The sequence below is a fragment of the Streptomyces sp. NPDC057136 genome, assembly GCF_042670885.1.
Taxonomy (GTDB): Bacteria; Actinomycetota; Actinomycetes; order Streptomycetales; family Streptomycetaceae; genus Streptomyces.
In genome coordinates this window covers 80,076-103,434 of sequence record NZ_JBHUUV010000014.1, presented here as the reverse complement: position 1 = coordinate 103,434, position 23,359 = coordinate 80,076, and the positions used below count along the sequence as shown (strand labels likewise).

Here is a 23,359-nt window from a genome sequence, read left to right as displayed (position 1 = left end):
GGATAGGCTCATAGATGTGAAATCCGGGACTTCGATGAGTCAACAGCGGCGGCGGCCTTGGATTGTCGGGGTGTCCGGTGCGTCAGGGACCCCGTTCGCGGCCTCGGTCCTGCGGGGGCTGCTGGCCGCCGGGGAGAGCGTGGACCTCGTGGTCAGCCGTGCCTCGCGGCTGACCCTGCTGGACGAGACCGGGATCGCTTTCCGCGACGCGCACTGGCGCGAGGATCTGCGCGGCTGGCTGGCACGGGGCGCTGACGGGAAGCCGGACACCTTCGCGGTGAGCGAGGCGGACCTCGACGGCGTACGGCACTGGGCGGCCGGCGATCTGGCGGCCGGGCCGTCCTCGGGGTCGTACCCGGCGAAGGGGATGCTGATCGTTCCGGCGTCGACGGCCTGTGTGGCCGGGGTGGCGCTGGGTCTGTCGAAGGATCTGCTCCAGCGGGCCGCGAGCGTGACGCTCAAGGAGCGGCGGAAGCTGGTCGTCGCGGTGCGCGAGACTCCGCTGAGTGGTCAGACGCTGAAGCAGATGGTCGCGCTGGACGAGGCGGGCGCCGTGGTGCTGCCCGCCTCTCCGGCGTTCTACGCGGGCGCGACGCATATCCAGGATCTGGTGGATTTCGTCGCGGGGCGGGTGCTGGACGCGGCAGGGGTGCCGCATCAGCTCTACCGCCGCTGGGAGGGAGAGCTCGGTGGCTCCCGGTCCTGATGCTGCTCGCGAGGGGTGCGGGTCAGCGCTTCTTTAGTGCGCGCGGGGTCCGGGCCTTGTCGATCCGGAGCGCGGCGGCGGGCTGGTGGGCACGCGAGCGGTTGGCCAGGTCCTGCAGCTCGCGCATCCGGGCGTAGGCCATCTCGATCGTGTACACGGTGAAGTTCACTCCTGAAGATTCGAAAGCATTTCTTGGATGTTCTGAAAGATTTGCAGGCCTTGAAGCCTGCATGCCTTAGATTCTATACGTAAACTCGCGGTACTGCTGAACAATGGAAGGTTTCAGTCATATGGACGCGGTGGACAGGCAGCTCATCCAGGCCCTCAGGGAGAACGGCAGGGCCTCGTACGCCGAGCTGGGACGGCTCGTCGGGCTCTCCGGGCCCAGCGTCACCGACCGCATCAATCGGCTGGAAACCGCCGGTGTCATCACCGGCTACCGCGCCACGGTCGACTCCGCCTCGCTGGGGCTCGGGGTCACGGCGCTGATCGGTATCTCGCTCTCCGACGCCGCTGACCACGAGGACGTGGCGCACCGGCTGAAGGACCTGGCGGAGATCGAGGACTGCTGGTTCATCGCGGGCGACGACTCGTACATGCTCAAGGTCCGCGTCGGTGACGTGGACGGCCTGGAGAAGACGATCCGCAGGCTGAGCGGTACGAAGGGGGTCTCCCGGACGCGTACGACGATCGTGCTGTCCACGAAGTGGGAGAACCGGGTCGGGGAGCTGCCCGAGGAGAGCTGACGCGAAGCGGCAGAGGGGGTCCCTCCAGCCCGAAGGGTGGGGGAGTACGGTGGTCGAAGCCTGTTACACGGAGATATGGGAGGCGCCCTAGTGGACGCGGGACTCAAGCGCGAGCTGGAGGAGAAGGTCCGGGCCGGCGAGCGGCTGACCCGCGAGGACGGGATCGCCCTCTACGAGTCCGACGACCTGGCGTGGCTGGGCGGACTGGCCCATGAGGTGCGTACGCGCAAGAACGGCGACGTCGTTCACTTCAACGTCAACCGTCACCTCAACATGACCAACGTATGCACCGCGTCCTGTGCGTACTGCTCGTTCCAGCGCAAGCCGGGCGAGAAGGACGCGTACACGATGCGTATCGAGGAGGCCGTCCGCCTCGCCAAGGCGATGGAGAACGAGAACCTCACCGAGCTGCACATCGTCAACGGGCTGCACCCCACCCTCCCGTGGCGTTACTACCCGCGCTCGCTCAGCGCGCTGAAGGAAGCCCTGCCGAACGTGGGGCTCAAGGCGTTCACGGCGACGGAGATCCACCACTTCGAGACGATCTCCGGGCTCACCGCCTCCGAGATCCTCGACGAGCTGATCGAAGCCGGTCTGGAATCACTGACCGGCGGCGGCGCGGAGATCTTCGACTGGGAGGTCCGCCAGCACATCGTCGACCACGACACCCACTGGGAAGACTGGTCGCGCATCCACCGTCTCGCGCACGAGAAGGGGCTCAAGACCCCGGCGACGATGCTGTACGGGCACATCGAGGAGCCCCGTCACCGCGTCGACCACGTGCTGCGGCTGCGGGAGATGCAGGACGAGACCGGCGGTTTCCAGGTCTTCATCCCGCTGCGCTACCAGCACGACTTCGTGGACATGAAGGACGGCAAGGTCCGCAACAGGCTCCAGGCGCGGACGACGATGGCGACGGGCGCGGAGGCGCTGAAGACCTTCGCGGTCTCGCGGCTCCTCTTCGACAACGTGCCGCACGTCAAGGTCTTCTGGGTGATGCACGGCGTGCAGACCGCCCAGCTCGCCCTTCAGCACGGCGCCGACGACATGGACGGCTCGGTCGTCGAGTACAAGATCACGCACGACGCGGACAACTACGGCACGCCGAACAAGCTCGGCCGTGACGATCTGTTGGACCTGATCCGTGACGCGGGCTTCCGGCCCGTGGAGCGGAACACCCGGTACGAGATCCTGCGCGAGTACCCGGGTCCGGACGCCGGCCGGCGCGAAGAGCCGCAGCCGATGCGCGTCTGACCTTCCTGGCGCACCTGTTCTGTGCGAAAGCCCCGGCCGTCGCCGGGGCTTTCTCGCGGTTCGGACACCGTTTGAGGTCACTCTTTGTAATACATAACATCGATTTATGGCGCTTACATTCGAGCTGGACCCCGCCTTCGACCGGCCCCTGCACGACGGCATCACCGCACTCTGGGCCGATGTCACCGACGCGGGCGGCGCCGTCGGCTTCGTACCGCCCGCGAACCACGACGAGATCCGGCCCGAGCTGCTCAGGCATCTTGCCGCGATCGCCGAGGGCCGCACCCGGCTCCTGGTCGGCTACGACGAGGGCGGCGCCGTCGCCGCCACCGTCTTCCTCGCCCGCACCACCCACCGGCTGATGACCCACTGGGTGCTCATCCATACGGTGATGGTCCACCCACGCCTCCAGGGGCAGGGCCTCGGCCGGGAACTCATGGCGGCGGCGGCCGACGCGGCCCGCGCGACCGACGGCATCGAGGCCATCCGCCTGACCTGCCGGGGCGGCACCGGGGCCGACCGCTTCTACGCCTCCTGCGGCTACAAGGAGGTGGGCCGCGTGCCCGGCGCGATCCGCGTCGCCCCGGGCGACGACCGCGACGACGTCATCATGCTTCTCCCGCTCTTTCCCCCGCCGCGCGCAGCCGACGCGGTAGCCCCCTGAACCACGTGAATTCGGGTCATGCTTCACTGGTCGGGCAGGTTTTGTGACGTGTCGTACGTAGAGAGAGGGTCAGCCGTGTCCGCTGCCAAGCCGAGCGCAACGATCCGGTACACCGCGTTGCGCCTGTTGATCTTCGTTGGCTGCTTCTTCGCCGCCGGTGTGGCGGTCCACTTCGGAATCCTGCCGGCCGGGCTCAAGGGCTCCAACTTCATCTGGGTCATGCTGCTCGGCCTGCTGCTCTCGGCGCCGCTCAGCTACATACTCCTGCGCAAGCAGCGTGACGAGATGTCCGAGCAGCTCGTCACGAAGGTCGACCGGACCAAGGCCCGCCTGGAGGCCAACCGGACCCGCGAGGACGCCGTCCAGTAAGCCCGCAGCCGGTAAGCGGAGCGTAAGCTTCCTCACACTCGCGCCCCCGGGCGCCCGAAACCCCAGGCCGGAGCCACCTTCCCCAAGCTCTTAATGAGCAGGGGAGACCCCATCCAGCGCTGGGGTTTCGCCGTTTCCCGGCGCCTTGCGAGGAGTACCGGCGCGTCCTCTTGCCAAAGAAGACCTTTGAGGTTCTCAAAGTACAAGTGTTAACGTGTTCGACATGAAGACAGCAGTGCGCCCCCGCCATGCCGCGAGCATCCCGCTCGTGGCGCGCCTGCATGTCGATCTCTGCCGCTGTATGTCCGCGGTCTGTTGCCGCAACGTCTGAACCGGCACCATGCAGCGGCGCCGCCCTTGTCGCGGGCGCCGCACCCCCGTCCCCGTTCGACCGCGCGACCCGTACGTGTGTCCTCGTACGTCGCGCTGCGTCCCCCAGGAGTGTGTCCGTGTCCGCGAACTCCGCGTCCACCACCACCGGCACCGGTAAGCCCTCCGGCGCCGGTACCGGTTTCCGTATACCGAAGGTCCCGTTCTGGGCCCAGATCGTCACCGGTCTGGTCCTCGGTGTCCTCCTCGGCTGGCTCGCCCGCAGCCAGGACATCGACTGGCTCTACACCACGCTCGACCAGGTCGGCCACATCTTCGTCCAGCTGCTCAAGCTGGCCGTCGCGCCCCTCGTCTTCTTCGCGATCCTGGTGTCGATCACCAACCTGCGCAAGGTCAACAACGCCGCCAGGCTCGCCACCCGCACGCTGCTCTGGTTCATGATCACCTCGCTGATCGCCGTGGCCATCGGCCTCGCGATCGGCCTGATCACCAACCCGGGCGCCGGCACCGGCCTCACCCCGAAGGACGGCGCCAAGCCGGAGAGCGCCGGCTCCTGGCTGGACTTCCTGACCGGCATCATCCCCACGGACATCATCACGCCGTTCACCGAGCTGAACGTCCTGCAGATCGTCTTCATGGCGGCCGTCGCCGGTATCGCCGCGCTCCAGCTCGGTGACAAGGCCAAGCCGATCCTCGCGCTCAGCGAGTCGATCCTCGAGCTCCTCCAGAAGGCCCTGTGGTGGGTCATCCGCCTGGCCCCGCTCGGCACCGTCGGCCTCATCGGCTACGCGATCGCCGACTACGGCTGGGACCTGATCGGCAAGTACGCGACGTTCACCGCCGACGTCTACATCGGTTGCGCCCTGGTGATGTTCGTCGTCTACCCGCTGCTGCTCGCGACGGTCGCCAAGGTCAGCCCGCTCCAGTTCTTCAAGGGCGCCTGGCCCGCGATCCAGCTGGCCTTCGTCTCCCGCTCCTCGGTCGGCACGATGCCCGTCACCCAGAAGGTCACCGAGCGTCTCGGTGTCCCGAAGGAGTACGCGTCCTTCGCGGTGCCGTTCGGCGCCACCACGAAGATGGACGGCTGCGCCGCGATCTACCCGGCGCTGGCGGCGATCTTCATCGCGCAGATCTTCGATGTGCAGCTCGGCATCGGTGACTACATCCTGATCGCGTTCGTCTCGGTCATCGGTTCGGCGGCCACCGCGGGTCTCACCGGTGCAACGGTCATGCTGACGCTGACCCTCTCGACGCTGGGCCTCCCGCTGGAGGGCGTCGGTCTGCTGCTGGCGATCGACCCGATCCTGGACATGATGCGCACCGCCACGAACGTGGCAGGACAGGCGCTGGTCCCGGTGATCGTCGCCTCCCGCGAGAAGATCCTCGACCACGACGCGTACAACTCGGCCTCGGCCTCCCCGGTCGAAGAGATCGAGAACAGTGACGTCGATGTCGATGTCGATGTCGATGCGGACCGCAAGGACGCCGTACCGGTCCCCGCGTAAGGCAACCTGTTGTGACATCGAGTGCCCCGGATCAGCCGATCCGGGGCACTCGTGCGTCCGGCGCGTGCGTACGGCACTCGTGCGTCAGGGGCTGACGAACCTGACCTCCGGGTTGCCCGGTGTCGGGCCGTCCAGGAGCGGCCGGTGGATGCCGCGCAGATGCTGGTCGAAGAAGGCCGTGACGTACTCCCGGGTGATGACGGTCGACCGCTCGCCGGAGATCGGTGTCTCGGGGTCCTCGATGCCCAGTTGCTGGGCGAGCGCCGGGATGTCGGTGAAGGAGAAGTGGCCCGAGCCGTCGACCGTCAGCCAGCGCTTCCAGCCGTCCAGGGCCGGCCAGCCACTGTCCCAGCTGTCGTCGCCGCCGGGGCTGTGGTCGGCGGTGGAGCCCAGCATCAGGAACGGCCGGTCGCCGAGGCCGGTTGCGGGGACCGGGTCGGCGAAGGTGCCGTCCATGTTGATCCCGGCGTGCACGCGCGGGTCGGTGGCCATCGTCGACGCGGCGGCGCTGCCGCCGATGGAATGGCCAGCGACCCCGATCCGCTGCCGGTCGATGACGCCGGCCCGGTGCCAGGCCGGGTGGCGCCCGGTCAGCCGGTCGATGACGAACGAGAGGTCGGCGGCCCGGCCCTCGGACACCAGCTCCATGCCCTCGGGCCCGGTCTCCCTGACCCGGTCGCAGGCGACGCAGGTGAGCACCCGCCCGCCGGGGAACGCGGTGCCGGTCGACTCGTAGGCGTGGTCGACGGTCGCCACGACGTATCCACGGCTCGCCAGTTCCTCGGCGAGGCCGGTGAGGGTCGTACGCGGCGTGGAGAAGCCGGGGGAGAGCACCACCAGCGGGAAGCGGCCCCGGGCGGCGGGGGCGTGGGTGCGGGCATAGGTGCGGGTGGTCGCGACGGTGGTGGCGGGGACGGCGTCCTCCAGGCCCTTGCCCGCCAGCAGCAGCCGGGCCTCCTCCGTGGTCATGTACGGCGCGGGCCTGCCGCCGGTGCCCGGCCGCGCCGGGTAGGTGACGGACACCATCAACTCCCGTGCGCCCGCTGTCGGGACCCAGGGGTCGAGGCGGCTCGTGTCGGTCAGATGCAGGGTGTCGCGGCCGGTCGCGTACGGGCCGGTGGGGCGGGGCAGTTCCAGTAAGGAGTGGGAGGCGGAGACGGCTTCGGTGGCCGGGGCCGCATCCGGTGCGGAGAGGGCCGTGGCGGCGGTGGCGGGTGTCGCGAGGAGCAGGGTCAGGGCGAGCGCCGCGACGGCTGCCCGGCTGCGGTGACTGGTCATGCACGCAACGCTAGGACGCGGCCGTGGCCGCCACATCGCCCCCGGGAGGTACGCCGTCTCCGACCCTGGACGGACGGCGGAGAGCCGGTTTTCCCCTACCCCCGTCGGGGTTGGCGGGCGTCGTGCGAGGGCGGTTTCGTGCGTTGCGCAGGGGCAGTTCGGGGGCCGCTTTCGGCCAAGGGAGCGGGACTGTGCGTACGGGGGGTGCGGGACCCGCGACATACTCTTGCCGAGGAGTGGCGCAGTCGGGGGTGGGAGGAATATGTCGTGGGAGTTGTGAAGAGCAAACGGATGCCACGCGCCGTGCGTGAGCAGCAGATGATGGATGCCGCGGTGCGGACGTTCGGGCAGCTCGGCTACCGGGCCGCCTCGATGGACGAGATCGCGGAGCTGGCCGGTGTGTCCAAGCCGCTGGTCTATCTGTACCTGAATTCCAAGGAGGAACTCTTCACCGCCTGTATCCGCCGCGAGGCAAAGGCGCTGGTGGAAGCGGTACAGGTCGGAGTGGAGCCGGGACTGTCCGCCGACCGCCAACTATGGGCCGGGCTGCGGGCGTTCTTCATGCACACGGCGGAGAACCCGGACGGCTGGGCGGTGTTGCACCGACAGGCACTGACGCACGGGGAGCCGTTCGCCACCGAGGTAGTGGTGATGCGGAACGAGATCGTTGCGTTCGTGACGGGTCTGATCGGGGCCGCTGCGCGCGAGGCGCACCACGATCCGGCGCTCCCCGACCGGGATGTCGCCGGGCTGGCGCAGGCGCTCGTGGGGGCCGCGGAGGCGCTGGCCGGGTGGGCGAACGACACCCCTGGGGTCTCGGCGAAGGAGGCCGCGGCCACCCTGATGAACTTCTCCTGGGCCGGCCTGGAGAACCTGATGAACGGCCGGCCCTGGCAGCGGGAGAGCTGAGCCGGACAGGCCCTAGGGCCTGTCCTGGGCCGTCCTTCCGGTGAGGTGGACGCGGCCGGTGACGTCGCGCAGTTCGAATGCGTTGCCCGTACGTGTGGTGTCTGACGCGTACGTCACGGTGGACGGCAGCAGGACGGGGGCCCTGAAGTCGGCCCGTACATGCCGGACGCGGCCCGGTTCGCCGGTCTCGGCGAGGCAGCGGGCGACGGTCCACATGCCGTGCGCGATGGCCCGCGGGAAGCCCAACAGCCGGGCGGTGAGCGGATACAGGTGGATCGGGTTGCGGTCACCGGACACGGCGCCGTAGCGCCGCCCGAGATCCGCGGCCAGCGGCCACTCGGCAACGACGGGCAGTGTGGCGGGCGTGGTGGGCGATGGTGGAAGGGTGGGCGGGGGCATGGACCCCGTGCCCTGCTGTGTTCCGTGGCGGGAGAGGTAGCCGCTCCGCGACTCCCACACCAGCTCACCCGCGAGCCGCGCCTCCGTCACCATCGTGACCTCGGTGCCCCGCCGGTGGGGCCTCAACTCATCCGCGTACACCGAGAGTTCGAAGGCATCCTGTGGCTTCGGGATCCGGTGGCGGGTGATCTCGATCCAGGTGTGGACGAGCCCGACGACGGGCAGCGGGAAGGCCCGGTCCGTCATCAGCCGCATGGCCGGGGCGAAGCCCAGGACGTGGGGGTACGTGAGCGGCAGCGCGCCCGACTCGGAGAAGCCGCAGATCCTGCTGTACGCGGCGAGGCGGCCGGGTTCCACGGGTGCGGGCGGGAGGGTGAGCCGGGTGGCGGGCAGTTCGGCGCCGGGCCGGCCGGCCTGCTTGAACGGGGACGTGACGGCCCCGCGTACGAGGGAAGCGATCGGGCTCGGCATCCGTTTCACGCCCCCAGGAGGCTCTGGCCGCAGACCCGCAGGACCTGGCCGTTGACGGCGCTGGACGCGGGCTGTGCGAACCAGGCCGTCGCCTCGGCGACATCGACCGGAAGTCCGCCCTGGGAAAGGGAGTTCATGCGTCGGCCCGCCTCGCGGATGAAAAAGGGCACGGCGGCGGTCATCTTCGTCTCGATGAAGCCGGGGGCGACCGCGTTGACCGTGACGCCGTGGTCGGCGGCGGCGCGCGGGGCGAGGGAGCGGACGAGGCCGATGATGCCCGCCTTGCTGGTCGCGTAGTTGGTCTGGCCGTTGTTGCCCGCGATCCCGGCGATGGACGCGGTGGCGACGATCCGGCCGCCCCGGTTGAGCGTGCCCGCCTTGAGCAGGGCGTCGGTGGTGCGCAGCACGCTGTCGAGGTTGACCTCGATGACGGAGGCCCAGCGCTCGGCGGGCATGTTGGCGAGTCGCCGGTCGCGGGTGATGCCCGCGTTGTGGACCAGGATGTCGAGGCCGTCCGGGGCGACGGCCGCGATGCGGTCGGCGGCGTCGGGTGCGGTGATGTCCAGGGGGAGTGCGGTGGCGCCCAACCGGTTGGCGGTGCGCACGAGTTCGTCCCTCGACTGCGGGATGTCCAGACAGATCACGGTGGCTCCGTCCCGGGCGAGCACGGAGGCGACCGAGGCGCCGATCCCGCGTGCGGCGCCGGTGACCAGGGCGGTGCGGCCGGTGAGGGGTGCGGCCCAGTCGGGGACCGGGTCGGGCGTGGCGGCGCTGAGTTCGATGACCTGGCCGCTGACGTACGCGGACTTGGGGGAGAGCAGGAAGCGGAGGGTGGACTCGGCGGCGGTGACGCCCTCGGCTCCGGGGGCGATCCGGAGCAGTTGGGCGGTGGAGCCCTTGCCGGCCTCCTTGCCCAGGGAGCGTACGAACCCTTCGAGTCCCTGCTGGGCCGCCGCCTGGTGGTGGTCCTCGGGGGAGGGCCGGGCGCCGAGGACGACGACGCGGCCGCCCGGGGCGAGGGAGCGTATGACGGGGTGGAGCGCGGCGTGCACGCCGCCGAGTCCGGCGGCGGTGGTGACGGCGGTCGCGTCCACGACGATGCCGACGGGGCGCTCGGCGCGGTCCGTGACTTTCAGGCCGGTCCTGCCGAGGAGCGCGCCGAGTTCGTCCGTGACCGTCGACGGACCCGCGGTGAGGTGCAGCAACGGGCCGTCGAGGGAAGGGGTCTCCAGGGACCACCGTCGCAGGGGCGCCGGCTGCGGCAGTCCCAGCCTGCGGGTCAGGAATCGGCCGGGTGCTGTGCCGGTGACGTGCAGATAGCGGTCGGCCATTGTCCAGACTCCTGCTCAGTCGTAGATTTACTCCTAAGTAAGGTTACTCAGGAGTCAGGAGTAGGTCGAGATGAGCTGCCCGAGGCCGATCGAGACGAGCTGGTCGCCGTGATCCCCCTGGCACTCCCGCAGCCGCGCAGGGTCGCGGTCATCGGCGGCAGCCGCATCCCGTTCGCACGCTCCGACGGCCCGTACGCGCAGGAATCCAACCAGGACCTGCTGACCGCCGCGCTCGACGGGCTGGTCGAGCGGTACGGCCTGGCGGGGCAGCAGGTCGGCGAGTTCGTCGCGGGCGCCGTCCTCAAGCACAGCCGGGACTTCAACCTGGCCCGGGAGACCGTCCTCGGCTCCGGCCTCGACCCGCGTACCCCCGCCTACGACATTCAGCAGGCGTGCGGCACCGGCCTCCAGGCCGTCATCGCCGCCGCCAACAAGATCGCGCTAGGCGCCGTCGACTCCGCGATCGCGGGCGGCTCCGACACCACCAGCGACGCACCCCTCGGCGTCAACGACGAGCTGCGCAGGCTCCTGCTGGCGGCGCGCCGCGCGAAGTCGACGGGCGGCCGTATCAAGGCACTCGCGGGTGTACGTCCCCGGCATCTCGTCCCGGACATCCCGCGCAACGCCGAACCGCGCACCGGCCTTTCGATGGGCGAGCACGCCGCGGTCACCGCCCGCCGGTGGTCCGTGAGCCGCGAGGACCAGGACCTTCTGGCGGCCACCAGTCACCAGCGGCTCGCCGCCGCGTACGAGCGGGGCTTCCTGCACGACCTCGTCGTCCCGCATCGCGGTCTGGCCCGCGACCAGAACCTGCGCCCCGGCTCCACGGTGCAGAAACTCGCCACGCTGAAGCCGGTGTTCGGCACCGGCCACGCCGACGCGACGATGACGGCGGGCAACTCGACCCCGCTCACCGACGGGGCCGCCACGGTCCTGCTGGCGAGCGAGGAGTGGGCGGAGCGGCGTGGCCTGGAACCGCTCGCGTATCTCTCCCTCTACGAGACGGCGGCCGTCGACTACGTGAACGGCGAGGACGGGCTGCTGATGGCGCCCGCCCACGCCGTACCCCGCCTGCTGGAACGCGCCGGACTCACCATCGAGGACTTCGACCTGTTCGAGATCCACGAGGCGTTCGCCTCCCAGGTGCTGGCCACGCTCGCGGCCTGGGAGAAGCAGGGCCTCGCCCCCGTCGACCGGGACAAGCTCAACGTGGCGGGCTCCTCGCTCGCGACCGGGCACCCGTTCGCGGCGACGGGAGCCAGGATCGTCGCCACCCTCGCCAAGCTCCTCGCGGAACGGGACGGGCCGGGCCGCGGCCTGATCTCGATCTGCGCAGCGGGCGGCCAGGGAGTCACGGCCGTCCTGGAGCGCCCCTGACGACGTGGTCGCACGGCCAGCACAATCAAGCCCGTCCGGCGCTTGAGCACGAAAGGGCCACCGGACGGACCCGGTGACCGCCCCGCCCCACCCCGATGAGGAGCCGCACGTGTCGACGCCAGTCTCCGCCCCCGTCACCCCTTCCCGCCCCGCCCTCGTCGAGCCGACCAAGGTCAGGGCGGCCGACGGAACGGTACGAGAGGTCTCCGTACCCGCCTTCGCCCCGCCCGTCCGCCGCGGCTCGCTCGCCGAGATCCCCTTCCTCAACGCCCACGAGGCCCCCGCCGAGGCGGTGCTCAGCCGCAAGCAGTCCGACGACAGCTGGCAGGACGTGACGGCCGCCGAGTTCGCCGCGGAGGTGACCGCCGTCGCCAAGGGGCTGATCGCCGAGGGTCTCCAGAGCGGCGACCGGGTCGCGATCATGGCCCGTACGACCTACGAGTGGACGCTGCTCGACTTCGCGTCCTGGGCAGCGGGGCTGGTCACCGTACCCATCTACCCGACCTCGTCCGCGTTCCAGGCGCGCTGGATACTCCAGGACGCCGGCGTCGTCGCCTGCGCCGTCGAGACGACCGAACAGGCCCGGCTGATCAGCCAGGAGCGCAAGCAGCTCGGCGATCTCGCGCACCTCTGGCAGTTCGACACCGGGTCCATCGGCCGGCTCAAGGCCCTCGGCAAGGACGTCCCCGACGAGGCCGTCACCGCCCGCCGGGCCATGCTCGAACCCGACACCCCCGCCACCCTGATCTACACCTCCGGCACCACGGGCCGCCCCAAGGGCTGCGTCCTCACCCACGGCAACTTCTTCGCCGAGGTCGACAACGCCATCGAGCTGCTCCACCCGGTCTTCAAGTCGGTCTCCAAGTACCCGGCCTCCACACTCCTCTTCCTCCCCCTCTCCCACGTCTTCGGCCGGATGGTCGCCATCGGCTGCATGCGGGCGAGGGTGCGTCTGGGGCACGCCCCCTCCATCCAGACCGAGGATCTCCTGGCCGACCTCGCGGGCTTCAAACCGTCGTTCCTGCTGGCCATCCCGTATGTGCTGGAGAAGGTGTACAACACCGGCCGGGCCACCGCCGAGAAGATGGGCCGCGCTTCGTCCTTCGACCGGGCCGCCCGCATCGCCCGGCGCTACGGCGAGGCGATCGAGGCCGCCGAACACGGTACGGGCCCCGGCCCCGGACTCGGCCTGCGCATGGCCCGGGCACTCTACGACCCGCTGGTCTACCGCCGTATCCGGGCCGCGCTCGGCGGGCACGTGCGGTACGCGATCTGCGGCGGCTCCCCGCTCGGCCACCGGCTCGCCGCGTTCTACGCGGGCGCGGGCATCGAGATCTTCGAGGGGTACGGCCTGACGGAGACCACCGCGGCCCACACGGTGACCCCGCCCCTCAAACCCCGCCTCGGCACGGTGGGCTGGCCCCTGCCGGGTACCGCCGTGCGGATCGCGGACGACGGGGAGATCATGCTGCGGGGCGGCCAGGTGTTCCAGGGCTACTGGGACGCCGAGCGGGGGACGGCGGTGCCGCATCTGGACGACGGCTGGTTCGCCACCGGTGACCTGGGCGCGCTCGACGAGGACGGCTACCTCACGATCACCGGCCGCAAGAAGGACATCATCATCACGACCGGCGGCAAGAACGTCACCCCGGCTCCGCTGGAGGACTGGCTGCGGGCGCACCCGCTGGTCGGCCAGTGCATGGTGCTCGGCGACAACCGTTCGTTCGTCACCGCGCTGATCACCCTGGAACCGGACGGCATCGCGCACTGGCGCCAGATGCGCAAGAAGCAGGACATCCCTATGAGGGACCTCGTGAACGACGACGACCTCCGTGCGGCGCTGCAGCGCGCGGTGGACGAGGCGAACCGGCTGGTGTCGCGCGCGGAGTCGATCCGTAAGTTCACCGTGCTGCCGGTCGACTTCACGGAGGAGAGCGGCCATCTGACGCCGTCCCTGAAGCTGAAGCGGGTGGCGATCGCGCGGGACTTCGAGGCGGAGATCGAAGCGCTGTACCGAAAGTAGCGAGATCCACCGACTCCCTTACAGGCGGGCCCAGTTGGGCCCGCCTTTTGGGTCTACTGCGGAAGTCGAAGCTCCGGCACTCTTAAGACCGACCGGCAAATGGGGGGCGGCGTCGCGGGGCTGGGCACGCACTCCCCCAAGCTCTCGGCTTCTTCCCCAAGCTCTCAACTTCGTTCGAGCAGGGGAGACCCCATTCGCCATGCCTCAATCCTCCGCCTTGCAGCTGCACGCACCCAGCCCCGCTTCTTCTTCCGCCCCCCATTTGCCGGTCGGTCCAAATCCGCTTACCCCTGTGCCCCCCTGCTTCGACTGCTTCCACCGCTCCCACTCGGAGGACGAATGCGCACACGTACACGCTCGATACGTCTCTCGCTGCTCGCCCTGCTCTCCCTCCTCGCGGGCCTGCTCACCGTCACGGCCACGGCGACCCCGCCGCGGCGGCACCGAACTTCAAGGCGCCGTTCGCCTGCGGCCAGCAGTGGACCTACAGCCACCACTCGGCCGAGGTCAGACAGGCCCTGGACTTCGTCCGCACGGACGGCGGCGCCACGGCGGGCTCGGCCGTCCTCGCCTCCTCGGGCGGCACCGCGTACCGCTACTCCGAGCCGGCCGGTGCGGGCAACTACATCGCCATCGACCACGGCGGCGGCTGGAGGACGTACTACTTCCACCTGGCCTCGTACTCGGTCGCCAACGGAGCCCAGGTCTCCCGTACTGGGTCGACACCTTCGCCAACGCCACGGGCTACGCGACGGCCAACACGAACGATGCCCAGGGCGTGCTCAACGCGGGCACGAACTACGTCTACTGCAAGGTCTGGGGCCAGCAGATCGGCTCGGGCAGCAGCTACAACCACTGGTGGCTGAAGACGGACCTGGACATGGTCTACGCGGGCAGGAACGGCTACGGCGCGTACGTCTCGGCGTACTACCTCTCCCGCTGGGGCAACGACGAGGCCCGCGACAACAACGGCACGGTGATCCCGAACTGCTAGGCCTTGTCGTACGGGCTCCGCATCGTCAGGAAGCGGATCTCCAAGTCGCTGGCCAGGTAGTCCATCCGGCGCTCCCGGAAGGCATGGAGGTGGGGCAGCGCCAGGTGGGCGTCGAGGTCCCCTTGGCTGCGCCACGCCTCGTAGAACACGAAGACGCCGGGCTCGTCGCGGTCCTCGTGGAAGTGGTACTCCAGGCAGCCCGGCTCCTGCCGGGTGGGCTCCACGAAGGAGAGCAGCAACTGCTTGAGCTCCTCTGCGCGTTCGGGCTTGGGGCGGGCGATGCCGACGAGCGTGACGAGCTGGTCCATCCGGGCTCTCCCTGCTGCTCAAGGTACGATTGATCTCGTACCTCGCGGACGGTAACATTCGCCATAGGTACGATTCAAGGCGTACCTGAGGGAGTCGCCATGCCCGACGACGAGGGGCACCCGGCTGTCGAGGAGATCGAGCTCGGCAAGGTGCTGTCCGCGCTCGCCGACCCGCTACGCCGCAGGGTGGTGCGCGAGCTGGCCCTCGCGCCGGACGGCACGGCGCGAACGTGCAGCTCCTTTGCGCTGCCCGTCTCGAAGGCGACGGTCACCCACCACTTCCGCACGCTGCGCGAGGCCGGGCTGGTCCGGCAGGTCAACAGGGGAAACAGCCGGATGGCCGGCCTCCGCCGATCAGAGATCGAGGCCTGCTTCCCCGGCCTCCTCGCCATCCTTACCGCCGAGACCGGCGACCGTGGGCCCGGCGAGTAAGTGCGCCCGGCCCGTCACCGCCATGGTGCGTCTCGCTCCCTGGCTGTGGACGCGGTCAAGTGGCTTGAGCGTGGGCTCAGTTCCGCTGACTTGCGGCAGGGTCCAGAAGGTTCCCGAGGATCCGAGGCCAACACCGCCGCCCCCGCCCGTGCGAGAGATGATCACGTGCAGAGGCGAGGGCGAGGAGCACTTGTTCCGGCCGTTGGGTGCCCGAAGGTGCAGGGCGGCTTCGTCGCCGTCGAGCTTGACCTTTCCGCTTGGACGAGGCCGGCCCGGAGCGTGCCCTCACAGCCTGTCCGGTCTGCCGGCCGGCTGCGTCCGGGCGCTGTTCTGGGCCGGCAGGCCGTCAACGGTGTGGCAGCGGTTGCGGGCGTCGAAGAGATAGCGCGCATGCCGCAGCACCATCGGATAGTCGAACACATCGTGATCGGTTGTGATCACCACGGCGTCGGCCGCCGCCACCTCTTCCTCGGTGAGTTCCACACACAGGACGTCATCCGGCAGCAGCCGGGGTTCGGCGTAGGGTTCCACCGCGCGCACCCGGGCCCCCCGCTCCTTCAGCAGTTCCGCCACGGCGACGGCGGGGGATTCCCGTACGTCACCACTGTTCCTCTTGTACGCCAGCCCCAGGATGAGCAGCGCCGCGCCGGCCAGTGGGCGCCCGAGGCCGTCCTCGATACGCTGCACCACATGAGCGGGCATCTGCTCGTTGATCTCGTTGGCCAGTGACACGAAGCGCACATCGTGATGGAGCTTGCGCCGGACCTCCCACGAAAGATACGAGGGGTCCACCGGCAGACAGTGGCCACCGACCCCGGGGCCCGGCCAGAACGGCATGAAACCGAAGGGCTTGGTCGCTGCGGCGTCGACGGCCTCCCAGATGTCCACACCGAGCGGGCGGGCGCACATCGCGAGTTCGTTGATGAGGGCGATGTTCACGTGCCGGAAGGTGTTCTCCAGGAGCTTGGTCAACTCGGCGGTACGCGGTGAGCTGACCGGCACGGTCCGATCGACGATCCGGGCGTAGAAGGCCTCGACGCTTCGCAGCGATGCGGCGTCGATACCGGCGACGACTTTGGGGGTGTTCTCCAGATGCCACCGCTTGTTGCCCGGGTCGATGCGCTCGGGGCTGTAGCCGACGTGGAAGTACGGGTCCGTGACCATGCCGCCGTGCCCGTCCACGCCTGCTTCCGTACACCGGCTCTCCGGTGCGCCCGCCCGCAGCCCGCTGCCCGCCTCCAGCAGCGGCAGCAGTACTTCCTCGGTGGTGCCCGGGTACGTCGTCGACTCCAGGATCACGGTTGCGCCCGGGGTGAGCAGGGGGGCGATGGAGCGGGCCGCGCTCTCGACGCAGCTGAGGTCCGGTGTGCCGCCGCGCAACGGCGTGGGTACGGCAATCACGCAGATGTCGAAGCCCTTGGCGTCCTCGTACGACGTCGAGACGCACAGTCTCCCGGAGTCCATGGCCTTCAGCAGCCGTGCGTCGGGGATGTCCTCGGTGTGGGATCGGCCGGAGGCGAACTCCTTCGTGCGCCGCTCGTCGAGGTCGAGCCCGGTGACACGGAATCCGGCCTCGGCCGCCCGTACTGCCAGCGGTAGTCCTACGTATCCGAGGCCGATGACTACCAAGTGACTCAGAGGGACACGCGTATCCGTGTGCCCCTCGATGCGCTCACGCCCGGACGTGTATGTGCTCGATTCCATGCGCCCATGTCCAATCAATGTGTGACGAACCGTGTCATTCAGCTCATATTCGGACATGAGCGCCTAAGTTATTGAGCGGCTCCACCAGTGTGGCGTTGTGCATCACCCCGATACCGCAACTGAACGGCGCGATATGACTGTCGCTTCCTCCACCGCAATGACGTATCTGGTCACTGGCGGTGCCGGTTTCATCGGCTCGCATCTCACGGATGCCCTGCTTGCCCGAGGGGACAGCGTCGTCGTGCTGGACGACCTGTCCACCGGGAGCGAGGACAACCTCGCCGGGCATGACACTCCGCGGCTGCGCTTCGTGCGCGGTTCCGTTCTCGACCCGGCACTCGTCGACGAATTGACCGGACGATGCGACGCGGTCGTCCATCTCGCCGCCGCCGTCGGTGTGAAACTGATCGTCGAGCGGCCGCTGAGTTCCTTCCTCACCAATGTGCGCGGTGCGGAACATGTCATCGAGGCAGCCCGGCGCCACGACCGGCCCGTGCTGCTCGCCTCCACGTCGGAGATCTACGGGAAGAACTCCGGAGGCCCGCTGAACGAGAGCTCCGACCGGGTGCTGGGCGCGACGTCGGTTGCGCGCTGGTCCTACTCGACAGCGAAGGCGGTCGAGGAGATCCTCGCGTTCGGGTATCACCGTGAGTACGGCCTGCCCACCACGGTTGTCCGGCTCTTCAACACGGTCGGGCCGCGGCAGAGCCCGGCATACGGAATGGTCATCCCCCGGCTGGTGCGCCAGGCCGTTGCGCGAGAACCGCTGTCGGTCTACGGCGACGGGTCCCAGCGCCGTTGCTTCACCCATGTCGCGGACGCGGTCGAGGCTCTGCTCCTTCTGCTGCACCATCCGGCAGCGGTCGGTGGCGTGTTCAACGTCGGGGGAGCCGAGGAGACCTCCATCAGGGACCTGGCCACCCGCATTGTCCGTAGGGCCGGGAGCGATTCCCGCATCGACACCATCTCCTTCGACGACGCATACGGACCGGGATTCGAGGACATGGAGCGCAGGCTCCCGGACACCACCAAGCTGCGGGAACTCACCGGCTGGCGCCCGCAGCGCAGCCTCGACGACATCCTCGACGCGACGATCAGTGAGGTGCGGGCCGAGCAGCTGCCCGCACTGGCGTGATGCGGCGGGACGGCCCCACCGACATGCGCAGACGCGTGAGCCAGGACCTGGGCATCAGGACGCGGATCAGCGGTCGACCGAAAACGGGCACCCGCAAGCAGGAGGCAGGCGCGTGAGCGTGCTCCAGACAGTCGTGTCTGCCGTGGCCGCACTTCTGGTCACGGCGGCGCTCACCGCAGCAGTCCGCCGACTCGCCCTGCGCGTCGGCGCGGTGGACCGGCCTGCAGCCCGCAAGGCACACGCCCGTCCCACCCCTCATCTCGGCGGCGTGTCCGTCCTCCTGGCCACCGCGGGGGTTCTCTGCGCCGGCCACTGGACAGGCATGACGGAACCGGGGACCGCCGTCATGCGCCTGCTCGCCGTATCCGGCGCGGTGGCGATGCTCGGGCTGGTGGACGATCTGCGGCCGCTCGGCGCTCGGCTGCGGCTGGCCTTCGAGGCAGCCGCAGCTGCTGTCGTTGTGTCGTTCGCCGGACTCTCCTTCATGGCGGGCGTTCTCGCCGTGGTCTGGATCGTCTTCCTCACCAACGCCTTCAATCTGCTGGACAACTCCGACGGTGCCATGGGTGCGGTCGCCGTGATCACCGCGTCCGGCCTGCTGGTCTGCGCCGCAGTGGACGGCCGGCTCGGGATCGTGCTGCTGCTGGCCGTGCTGATGGCCTCACTCGGCGGATTCCTGATCCACAACTGGCACCCCGCCCAGATCTTCCTCGGCGACTGCGGCTCCCTGTTCACCGGATTCCTGCTTGCCTCCGCCGCTGTCCTTGTCCACGCGCAGGCACCTGACGGACGGGCCAACTGGGTATCACTGCCGGCGCTGACCGTCGTTGCCCTCGCTGATACGGCGCTGGTCGTGGTCTCCCGTCGACGGGCGACCCGGTCGGTGCTGCTGGGCGGCACCGACCACATCGCCCACCGGCTGCTCCGGATCCGCTTCACCGCACCGGGCGCCGCGGTCGTGCTGGGACTCGGTGCGTCCGCGGGAGCCCTCGTCGGCACGCTGGTGTACGCGGGCCAGGTGCCTGCGCTGACGGTGCTCGCGCTGATGGTGGGTGCGGTGGCCGTGATCGGCCGGCTGCTCAGGATTCCGGTCTACGGCGCTCCGCACTCCGCAGCCGACGGTGTCCGGACGGGTACCGCGCCCATCGTGCCGCAGGTCGTCGTCGGCAGCGGCCACACCGAGGCAGCCATGAGGGCGCGGCCGGTCCGCCGGTCCGCCGCCGGTCTGGCCGGAGACAGAAAGTGACAACGCACATGCCGCACGATGCGACGGCCGCGCACGTATTCACCGCGGCCACGGAACCGGCCGACACGGCCGACGACACGGCCGAGGGTGTCCCTGGCGCATCGGCCGCCCCGGCCACCGTCCTCTGCGCGGGTGTCCCGGTCGCGGCCACCACCCCCGATGACGCCGCCGCGACGCTCGTACGCCTGGCCCTCCGGGGCGAAGGCGCAGACGTCCATCTCTGCAACGCCTACACCCTGGCCCTCGCTGACAGTGATGCACGCCTGCACCGCCTGCTGTGTGCCGCCACGCTCAATTTCCCCGACGGCCAGGGCGTGGTGTGGGCGAACCGGCTCATGCACCGCAATGTTCCACCGATGCGCGTGTACGGTCCGGACCTCTTCCTCAACGTCTTCCGCGCCGGCCAACGGGCCGGCCTGCGCCATTACCTGCTCGGCTCGACCCCCGAGGTGCTGGAAAGGCTCGGCGCCGAACTTCGGGCCCGGTACCCCGCCGCGATCATCGTGGGCTCCCAGGCGCCGCCGTTCCGTGAACTCACGACCGCGGAACAGCAGGAGCAGCTGGACCGGATCCGGTCCAGTGGCGCACACATCGTCTGGCTCGGCCTGGGCACCCCCAAGCAGGACCACGAGGCGGCCCGCCTCGCTGCCGCGCATCCCGCCGTCTATGTGGCGGTGGGTGCGGCCTTCGATTTTGTCTCCGGCAACAAGCCACAGGCCCCGCTCTGGATGCAGCACAGCGGCCTGGAGTGGCTTTTCCGGCTCTGCAGCGAACCGCGCCGGCTGGCCCACCGTGTGCTGTGGGGGCATCCCCGGTTCATCAGGGCAGCTTTCAAGGGAGCACGCGCATGACTCTTCTCCACCGGATGCGCAACGTCGCACGGAGCTTCGGTATTGACATCGCCCGCTACCCGGCCTCGTGGGGTGGCCCCCAACTCGTCCAATTGCTCAACCGGTTCGAGATCGACCTGGTGCTGGACGTCGGGGCACACGCAGGTGGGTACGGGACGATGCTGCGGGACTCCGGATACCGCGGCCGCATCGTCTCCTTCGAACCACTCGGCGCCGCCCGCGCCGAGCTCAACGCCAAGGCCGCGGGCGACCCGGACTGGGACGTCCTCCCCTACGCACTCGGCGACCGCACCCGTACGACTGCGATGAACGTCGCAGGCAACTCGGGTGCCAGCAGCTCCGTCCTGCCCATGCTGGCCGGCCACCGGGACGCCGCCCCGCATGCCTCGTACACCGGCACGGAGACGGTGGAGGTACACAGACTCGACGAGCTGTGGCAGCAGATCAGCACCCCGGCCGAACGGGTCTTCCTCAAACTCGACGTACAGGGATACGAAGCGCACGTCCTGCGCGGGGCAGGTGTGTACGCCCCCGCATGCACAGGACTGCAGATCGAGACGTCCTTCGTACCGCTGTACGAGGGCGGGCTGCTCTTCGATCAGGCGCTGGACCTGGCCACGGGAGAGCTCGGACTCAGCCTGATGTCCGTCGTGCCCGGCTTCACCGATCCACGCGACGGACGGATGCTCCAGTGCGACCTCGTGCTGTTCCGGGACGACGAGACCACGGGCACGCGCCGGTCCGTCGCGGCCGAGGCCCGCGCATGAGAATCGCGCTGGTCCACAGCTTCTATGGATCAGCTGTGCCCGGCGGTGAGAACGAGGCCGTGTGCGACCAGGCAGCCGCGCTGCACCGGGCCGGACACGAGGTTCTGGTACACGCCGCACACACCGACGACCTCCGCACCCGGCCCTGGTACCTGCTGGACTGTGCGGTGACGGTGGCCACCGGGCGCGGGCACTCACCGGCACGCGCACTGCGGGCGCTCGTGGTCGCGGCGCGGGCGGCGGCCGCGGTCCTCCCCGGCTTCCGGCTGCTGGTCGCAGGGGACGGCAACCAGCGCGTACTGGTGGAGGAGGCGCAGAGACCGGGCGGGCCCGTCCACTACCTCGGCATGGTGGACAGCGAGGACAAGGCGCGGCTGGGGACCGTCGCCGACGTACTGATGGTGCCGGGCGCAGTGGGCCTGGTCGCCGTGGACTCCTTCGCACTGGGAACGGCTGATCGCTGCCTCGAACGCCGCGCACGGACCGGAGTTCTCCTACTTGGAGCACGACCGCAACACGTTGATCGTGGACGCACACTGCCCCAACTCGTATGCGGCACACGTGACGCGGCTGCTCGCGGAGCCGGACCGGCTGGCCCGGCTGAGTGCGGCCTGCCGGGCGGACGCCGTGCGCTACACGGTGCAGGACATGGCCCGCAGATTCGCAGACGGAGTGGAAGGAATGGTCCATGACGGATAGAGCATCCGACGACAGGCCCCAGCCGGAGCACGGACCGCAGAGCGCGCTCGCGAGCGGCCTCGGGAAGCCGGACCCGGCCGGCGGGACACGTTACAGACGTCATCGGTTCGTGCGCATCGCCGCCTGGACGGCAGCCGCCGCGGTCGTCGCCGCGGCAGGTGCGGGCTGGTTTTTCTACGAACGCCTCGACAACAATATCCGTACCGACGCGGCCACCGAGCGGGCACTGGCCGAGGCCCCGCAAGGGCGCCCCGGCTCTGCCTCCGACTCCGGCCGCGGGGGCGAGCGGGCCCAGAACATCCTGCTGCTCGGCTCCGACAAGGAGGCAGGCATGGGCACACAGCGCGCCGACACGACCATGCTGCTCCATCTTTCGGCCGACCGGACACGGGCAGCCCTGATGAGCGTGCCCAGGGACCTGTTGGTCGATATTCCCAGCTGCCGTACACCCGACGGCGGCGGCCACATCCGGGCCCAGCGCGCGAAGTTCAACGCTGCTTTCGAGCTCGGCGGGCCGGCCTGCACCATCCGGACCTTCGAGAATCTCAGCGGTATCCGTATCGATCACCACGTGGTGATCGATTTCTCCGGATTCAGGAGAATGGTGGATGCCGTCGGCGGAGTCGATGTCCGGGTCGACGTGCCGGTGTACGACCCGGAGACGGGTATCAGGCTGAAGCCGGGTCAGCAGCGACTGAACGGCGTCCAGGCTCTGGTCTACGTACGGACCAGGCTCGGGGTCGGCGACGGCAGTGACACGCAGCGCATGGGCCGTCAGCAGCACTTTATGCATGCCCTGATGGACAAGGTGGTCGAAGGCGGGACGCTGAAGAGCCCCGGTCGGATCTATCCGCTGCTGCGCGCTGTGACCTCGTCGCTGACCGCGGACTCGGGCCTGGACTCGATCAAGGAGCTGTACACCTTGATCGGCGGGGGAGACGCGGTCAACAGCTCGAACACCAGATTCATCATCCTGCCCCGGCGTCCGGCCGACGCCAACCAGGAATACGACGAACTGGTTCAGCCGGATGCGAACCAGGTCTTCGAGGGACTCCGCAAGGACCGGGACGTCAACTTCTGACCGGGCGGGCGTCAGAACCCTTCCCATGGGTCGGTGGGCGGCGCGGGCATGGGCAGATACCCGCCGAGCATGTGGCACAGCGCGTATCGCTGCGTCAGCCGCTCGGCGGGCCCACCGGCTCAGATGACGGGCCGTCGTGAGCAACTTGTCGGGCTCCTCGGCCAACAGCTGCCGGACCCGGGCGGCTGCATCGGCCGGGGTACGTACAAGGTGCAGACCGTGGTCCGGGCCGGGCAGCCACTCCAGTCCGGGCTGGCGCGAACTGGCATGGACCCGCCCGGCGGTCATGGCAGTCGGCAGCCGGTCGGAGAAGTAGCCGGTATGACCGGGGTAGCGGTCCCGGCCGACCGTGATCAGCGAGCGGCGCATCGCCCCCAGCTGCTGCTGATAGGGCACCTGACCGCGGGTACCCCGACCTCTCCATCCCCCGCCGTACAGCGAGAACTTCCCCTCGGGCAGCCGCTGCAACTGCCGGACAAGAGTCTGCCGGGCCCGGTCGCCCGGGATGAGTTCGACGCCGCAGTACGTCAGCCGTTTGCCGATCAGCGCGACCCCACGAGGTTCGTGATCGCACCGGTCATGCAAGAACGGCTCCTGCACCACGTTGGGAACGTAGCGGACCGGGCGGCCGCAGAGGCGGTGCAGCAGCCGTGCCTGAGGACCCATGGCCACACTGAAGACCTGGTCCGCGCAGCGCATCCATGCCAGGTCGCGCCGCCGTACGGGCTTGGTGGGGCCTCCCCAGGCGTCGCCCGCCCAGACGACCACCGGCGGCGAGCC

22 protein-coding genes and 1 pseudogene are annotated in these 23,359 nt (G+C 69.5%); 17 read left to right on the top strand and 6 right to left on the bottom strand.

The features are described from left to right. Positions 1 to 34: 34 nt before the first annotated feature. Positions 35 to 706, top strand: coding sequence for a UbiX family flavin prenyltransferase (locus tag ACFT7S_RS18925; protein ID WP_382733245.1), 672 nt, complete (start codon positions 35 to 37; stop codon positions 704 to 706). Positions 707 to 728: 22 nt separating this feature from the next. Here the strand turns inward: ACFT7S_RS18925 and ACFT7S_RS18920 are convergent, their stop codons facing one another. Beyond that, positions 729 to 875 (bottom strand): hypothetical protein, encoded by a 147-nt coding sequence (locus ACFT7S_RS18920; RefSeq protein WP_382733062.1) that lies wholly within the window; start codon positions 873 to 875, stop codon positions 729 to 731. A gap of 121 nt (positions 876 to 996) precedes the next feature. Between ACFT7S_RS18920 and ACFT7S_RS18915 the strand changes: the two genes are divergently transcribed. The 5 genes from ACFT7S_RS18915 to ACFT7S_RS18895 all read left to right on the top strand — a co-directional run bounded on the left by ACFT7S_RS18915 (position 997) and on the right by ACFT7S_RS18895 (position 5,574). After that, the gene (locus ACFT7S_RS18915; protein WP_030803885.1) at positions 997 to 1,452 is read left to right on the top strand and encodes an Lrp/AsnC family transcriptional regulator; all 456 of its coding nucleotides are present in this window, start codon (positions 997 to 999) and stop codon (positions 1,450 to 1,452) included. 90 nt (positions 1,453 to 1,542) lie between these two features. Beyond that, positions 1,543 to 2,706: an aminofutalosine synthase MqnE gene (gene mqnE, locus ACFT7S_RS18910; RefSeq protein WP_382733242.1), complete on the top strand. Its 1,164-nt coding sequence runs from the start codon at positions 1,543 to 1,545 to the stop codon at positions 2,704 to 2,706. Between the two features lie 106 nt (positions 2,707 to 2,812). Next, positions 2,813 to 3,370, top strand: coding sequence for a GNAT family N-acetyltransferase (locus tag ACFT7S_RS18905; protein WP_382733058.1), 558 nt, complete (start codon positions 2,813 to 2,815; stop codon positions 3,368 to 3,370). Between the two features lie 75 nt (positions 3,371 to 3,445). Beyond that, positions 3,446 to 3,739, top strand: a complete 294-nt coding sequence (locus ACFT7S_RS18900; protein WP_382733056.1) for a DUF4229 domain-containing protein — start codon at positions 3,446 to 3,448, stop codon at positions 3,737 to 3,739. A 449-nt stretch (positions 3,740 to 4,188) separates the two neighbouring features. Beyond that, positions 4,189 to 5,574: a dicarboxylate/amino acid:cation symporter gene (locus ACFT7S_RS18895; protein ID WP_382733054.1), complete on the top strand. Its 1,386-nt coding sequence runs from the start codon at positions 4,189 to 4,191 to the stop codon at positions 5,572 to 5,574. Positions 5,575 to 5,658: 84 nt separating this feature from the next. On the opposite strand, the gene ACFT7S_RS18890 is transcribed toward ACFT7S_RS18895, so the two are convergent. Then, complete coding sequence (locus ACFT7S_RS18890; protein WP_382733051.1) at positions 5,659 to 6,852, bottom strand: alpha/beta hydrolase family protein; 1,194 nt, start codon at positions 6,850 to 6,852, stop codon at positions 5,659 to 5,661. Between the two features lie 291 nt (positions 6,853 to 7,143). On the opposite strand from ACFT7S_RS18890, the gene ACFT7S_RS18885 reads away from it, so the two are divergent. Then, complete coding sequence (locus tag ACFT7S_RS18885) at positions 7,144 to 7,761, top strand: TetR/AcrR family transcriptional regulator (protein WP_382733239.1); 618 nt, start codon at positions 7,144 to 7,146, stop codon at positions 7,759 to 7,761. Between the two features lie 12 nt (positions 7,762 to 7,773). Here ACFT7S_RS18885 and ACFT7S_RS18880 read toward each other — a convergent pair whose 3' ends face one another. Both ACFT7S_RS18880 and ACFT7S_RS18875 read right to left on the bottom strand, forming a co-directional pair. After that, positions 7,774 to 8,631, bottom strand: coding sequence for a MaoC family dehydratase (locus ACFT7S_RS18880; RefSeq protein ID WP_382733049.1), 858 nt, complete (start codon positions 8,629 to 8,631; stop codon positions 7,774 to 7,776). A 5-nt stretch (positions 8,632 to 8,636) separates the two neighbouring features. Beyond that, positions 8,637 to 9,962 (bottom strand): 3-oxoacyl-ACP reductase, encoded by a 1,326-nt coding sequence (locus ACFT7S_RS18875; RefSeq protein ID WP_382733047.1) that lies wholly within the window; start codon positions 9,960 to 9,962, stop codon positions 8,637 to 8,639. A 99-nt stretch (positions 9,963 to 10,061) separates the two neighbouring features. On the opposite strand from ACFT7S_RS18875, the gene ACFT7S_RS18870 reads away from it, so the two are divergent. The 3 genes and pseudogenes from ACFT7S_RS18870 (at position 10,062) to ACFT7S_RS18860 (ending at position 14,356) form a co-directional block, all read left to right on the top strand. Beyond that, entirely contained in the window at positions 10,062 to 11,339 is a 1,278-nt protein-coding gene (locus ACFT7S_RS18870; protein WP_382733236.1) for an acetyl-CoA C-acetyltransferase, read from the top strand. Between the two features lie 109 nt (positions 11,340 to 11,448). Beyond that, positions 11,449 to 13,362: an AMP-dependent synthetase/ligase gene (locus ACFT7S_RS18865; protein WP_382733044.1), complete on the top strand. Its 1,914-nt coding sequence runs from the start codon at positions 11,449 to 11,451 to the stop codon at positions 13,360 to 13,362. A 339-nt stretch (positions 13,363 to 13,701) separates the two neighbouring features. Then, a pseudogene (locus ACFT7S_RS18860) lies at positions 13,702 to 14,356 on the top strand (M23 family metallopeptidase). On the opposite strand, the gene ACFT7S_RS18855 reads toward ACFT7S_RS18860, so the two are convergent. Further along, entirely contained in the window at positions 14,353 to 14,664 is a 312-nt protein-coding gene (locus tag ACFT7S_RS18855; RefSeq protein WP_382733042.1) for a putative quinol monooxygenase, read from the bottom strand. The pseudogene ACFT7S_RS18860 and the gene ACFT7S_RS18855 sit on opposite strands and share 4 nt — an antisense overlap. Before the next feature lie 99 nt (positions 14,665 to 14,763). Between ACFT7S_RS18855 and ACFT7S_RS18850 the strand changes: the two genes are divergently transcribed. Then, complete coding sequence (locus tag ACFT7S_RS18850) at positions 14,764 to 15,096, top strand: ArsR/SmtB family transcription factor (RefSeq protein ID WP_382733039.1); 333 nt, start codon at positions 14,764 to 14,766, stop codon at positions 15,094 to 15,096. A gap of 285 nt (positions 15,097 to 15,381) precedes the next feature. Here the strand turns inward: ACFT7S_RS18850 and ACFT7S_RS18845 are convergent, their stop codons facing one another. Then, positions 15,382 to 16,800, bottom strand: coding sequence for a nucleotide sugar dehydrogenase (locus ACFT7S_RS18845; RefSeq protein WP_382733036.1), 1,419 nt, complete (start codon positions 16,798 to 16,800; stop codon positions 15,382 to 15,384). 133 nt (positions 16,801 to 16,933) lie between these two features. Here ACFT7S_RS18845 and ACFT7S_RS18840 point away from each other — a divergent pair, with 133 nt between their 5' ends. The 6 genes from ACFT7S_RS18840 (at position 16,934) to ACFT7S_RS18815 (ending at position 22,579) form a co-directional block, all read left to right on the top strand. Continuing rightward, a complete protein-coding gene (locus tag ACFT7S_RS18840; RefSeq protein ID WP_382733034.1) occupies positions 16,934 to 17,935 on the top strand; it encodes an NAD-dependent epimerase/dehydratase family protein in 1,002 nt (333 codons plus the stop codon). 112 nt (positions 17,936 to 18,047) lie between these two features. Further along, positions 18,048 to 19,181 carry an MraY family glycosyltransferase gene (locus tag ACFT7S_RS18835; RefSeq protein WP_382733031.1) on the top strand — a complete coding sequence of 378 codons (1,134 nt, stop codon included), beginning with the start codon at positions 18,048 to 18,050 and terminating at the stop codon, positions 19,179 to 19,181. Between the two features lie 8 nt (positions 19,182 to 19,189). After that, positions 19,190 to 20,032, top strand: coding sequence for a WecB/TagA/CpsF family glycosyltransferase (locus tag ACFT7S_RS18830; RefSeq protein WP_382733028.1), 843 nt, complete (start codon positions 19,190 to 19,192; stop codon positions 20,030 to 20,032). Further along, entirely contained in the window at positions 20,029 to 20,799 is a 771-nt protein-coding gene (locus tag ACFT7S_RS18825; protein WP_382733025.1) for an FkbM family methyltransferase, read from the top strand. The genes ACFT7S_RS18830 and ACFT7S_RS18825 overlap by 4 nt, the downstream gene beginning before the upstream one ends. Beyond that, positions 20,796 to 21,491 carry a hypothetical protein gene (locus ACFT7S_RS18820; RefSeq protein WP_382733023.1) on the top strand — a complete coding sequence of 232 codons (696 nt, stop codon included), beginning with the start codon at positions 20,796 to 20,798 and terminating at the stop codon, positions 21,489 to 21,491. Before ACFT7S_RS18825 ends, ACFT7S_RS18820 begins: the two co-directional genes overlap by 4 nt. Next, positions 21,488 to 22,579 (top strand): LCP family protein, encoded by a 1,092-nt coding sequence (locus ACFT7S_RS18815; protein WP_382733021.1) that lies wholly within the window; start codon positions 21,488 to 21,490, stop codon positions 22,577 to 22,579. The genes ACFT7S_RS18820 and ACFT7S_RS18815 overlap by 4 nt, the downstream gene beginning before the upstream one ends. Positions 22,580 to 23,359 lie beyond the last annotated feature (780 nt).

What these genes read in the sequence shown, in the direction of transcription:
- ACFT7S_RS18855 (WP_382733042.1), bottom strand. Translation starts at nt 14,664, where the DNA reads ATGGACCAGCTCGTCACGCTCGTCGGCATCGCCCGCCCCAAGCCCGAA.
- ACFT7S_RS18820 (WP_382733023.1), top strand. Translation starts at nt 20,796, where the DNA reads ATGAGAATCGCGCTGGTCCACAGCTTCTATGGATCAGCTGTGCCCGGC.
- ACFT7S_RS18850 (WP_382733039.1), top strand. Translation starts at nt 14,764, where the DNA reads ATGCCCGACGACGAGGGGCACCCGGCTGTCGAGGAGATCGAGCTCGGC.
- ACFT7S_RS18880 (WP_382733049.1), bottom strand. Translation starts at nt 8,631, where the DNA reads ATGCCGAGCCCGATCGCTTCCCTCGTACGCGGGGCCGTCACGTCCCCG.
- ACFT7S_RS18825 (WP_382733025.1), top strand. Translation starts at nt 20,029, where the DNA reads ATGACTCTTCTCCACCGGATGCGCAACGTCGCACGGAGCTTCGGTATT.
- ACFT7S_RS18875 (WP_382733047.1), bottom strand. Translation starts at nt 9,962, where the DNA reads ATGGCCGACCGCTATCTGCACGTCACCGGCACAGCACCCGGCCGATTC.
- ACFT7S_RS18830 (WP_382733028.1), top strand. Translation starts at nt 19,190, where the DNA reads ATGCCGCACGATGCGACGGCCGCGCACGTATTCACCGCGGCCACGGAA.
- ACFT7S_RS18885 (WP_382733239.1), top strand. Translation starts at nt 7,144, where the DNA reads ATGCCACGCGCCGTGCGTGAGCAGCAGATGATGGATGCCGCGGTGCGG.
- ACFT7S_RS18890 (WP_382733051.1), bottom strand. Translation starts at nt 6,852, where the DNA reads ATGACCAGTCACCGCAGCCGGGCAGCCGTCGCGGCGCTCGCCCTGACC.
- ACFT7S_RS18915 (WP_030803885.1), top strand. Translation starts at nt 997, where the DNA reads ATGGACGCGGTGGACAGGCAGCTCATCCAGGCCCTCAGGGAGAACGGC.
- ACFT7S_RS18840 (WP_382733034.1), top strand. Translation starts at nt 16,934, where the DNA reads ATGACTGTCGCTTCCTCCACCGCAATGACGTATCTGGTCACTGGCGGT.
- ACFT7S_RS18845 (WP_382733036.1), bottom strand. Translation starts at nt 16,800, where the DNA reads ATGGAATCGAGCACATACACGTCCGGGCGTGAGCGCATCGAGGGGCAC.
- ACFT7S_RS18905 (WP_382733058.1), top strand. Translation starts at nt 2,813, where the DNA reads ATGGCGCTTACATTCGAGCTGGACCCCGCCTTCGACCGGCCCCTGCAC.
- ACFT7S_RS18815 (WP_382733021.1), top strand. Translation starts at nt 21,488, where the DNA reads ATGACGGATAGAGCATCCGACGACAGGCCCCAGCCGGAGCACGGACCG.
- ACFT7S_RS18925 (WP_382733245.1), top strand. Translation starts at nt 35, where the DNA reads ATGAGTCAACAGCGGCGGCGGCCTTGGATTGTCGGGGTGTCCGGTGCG.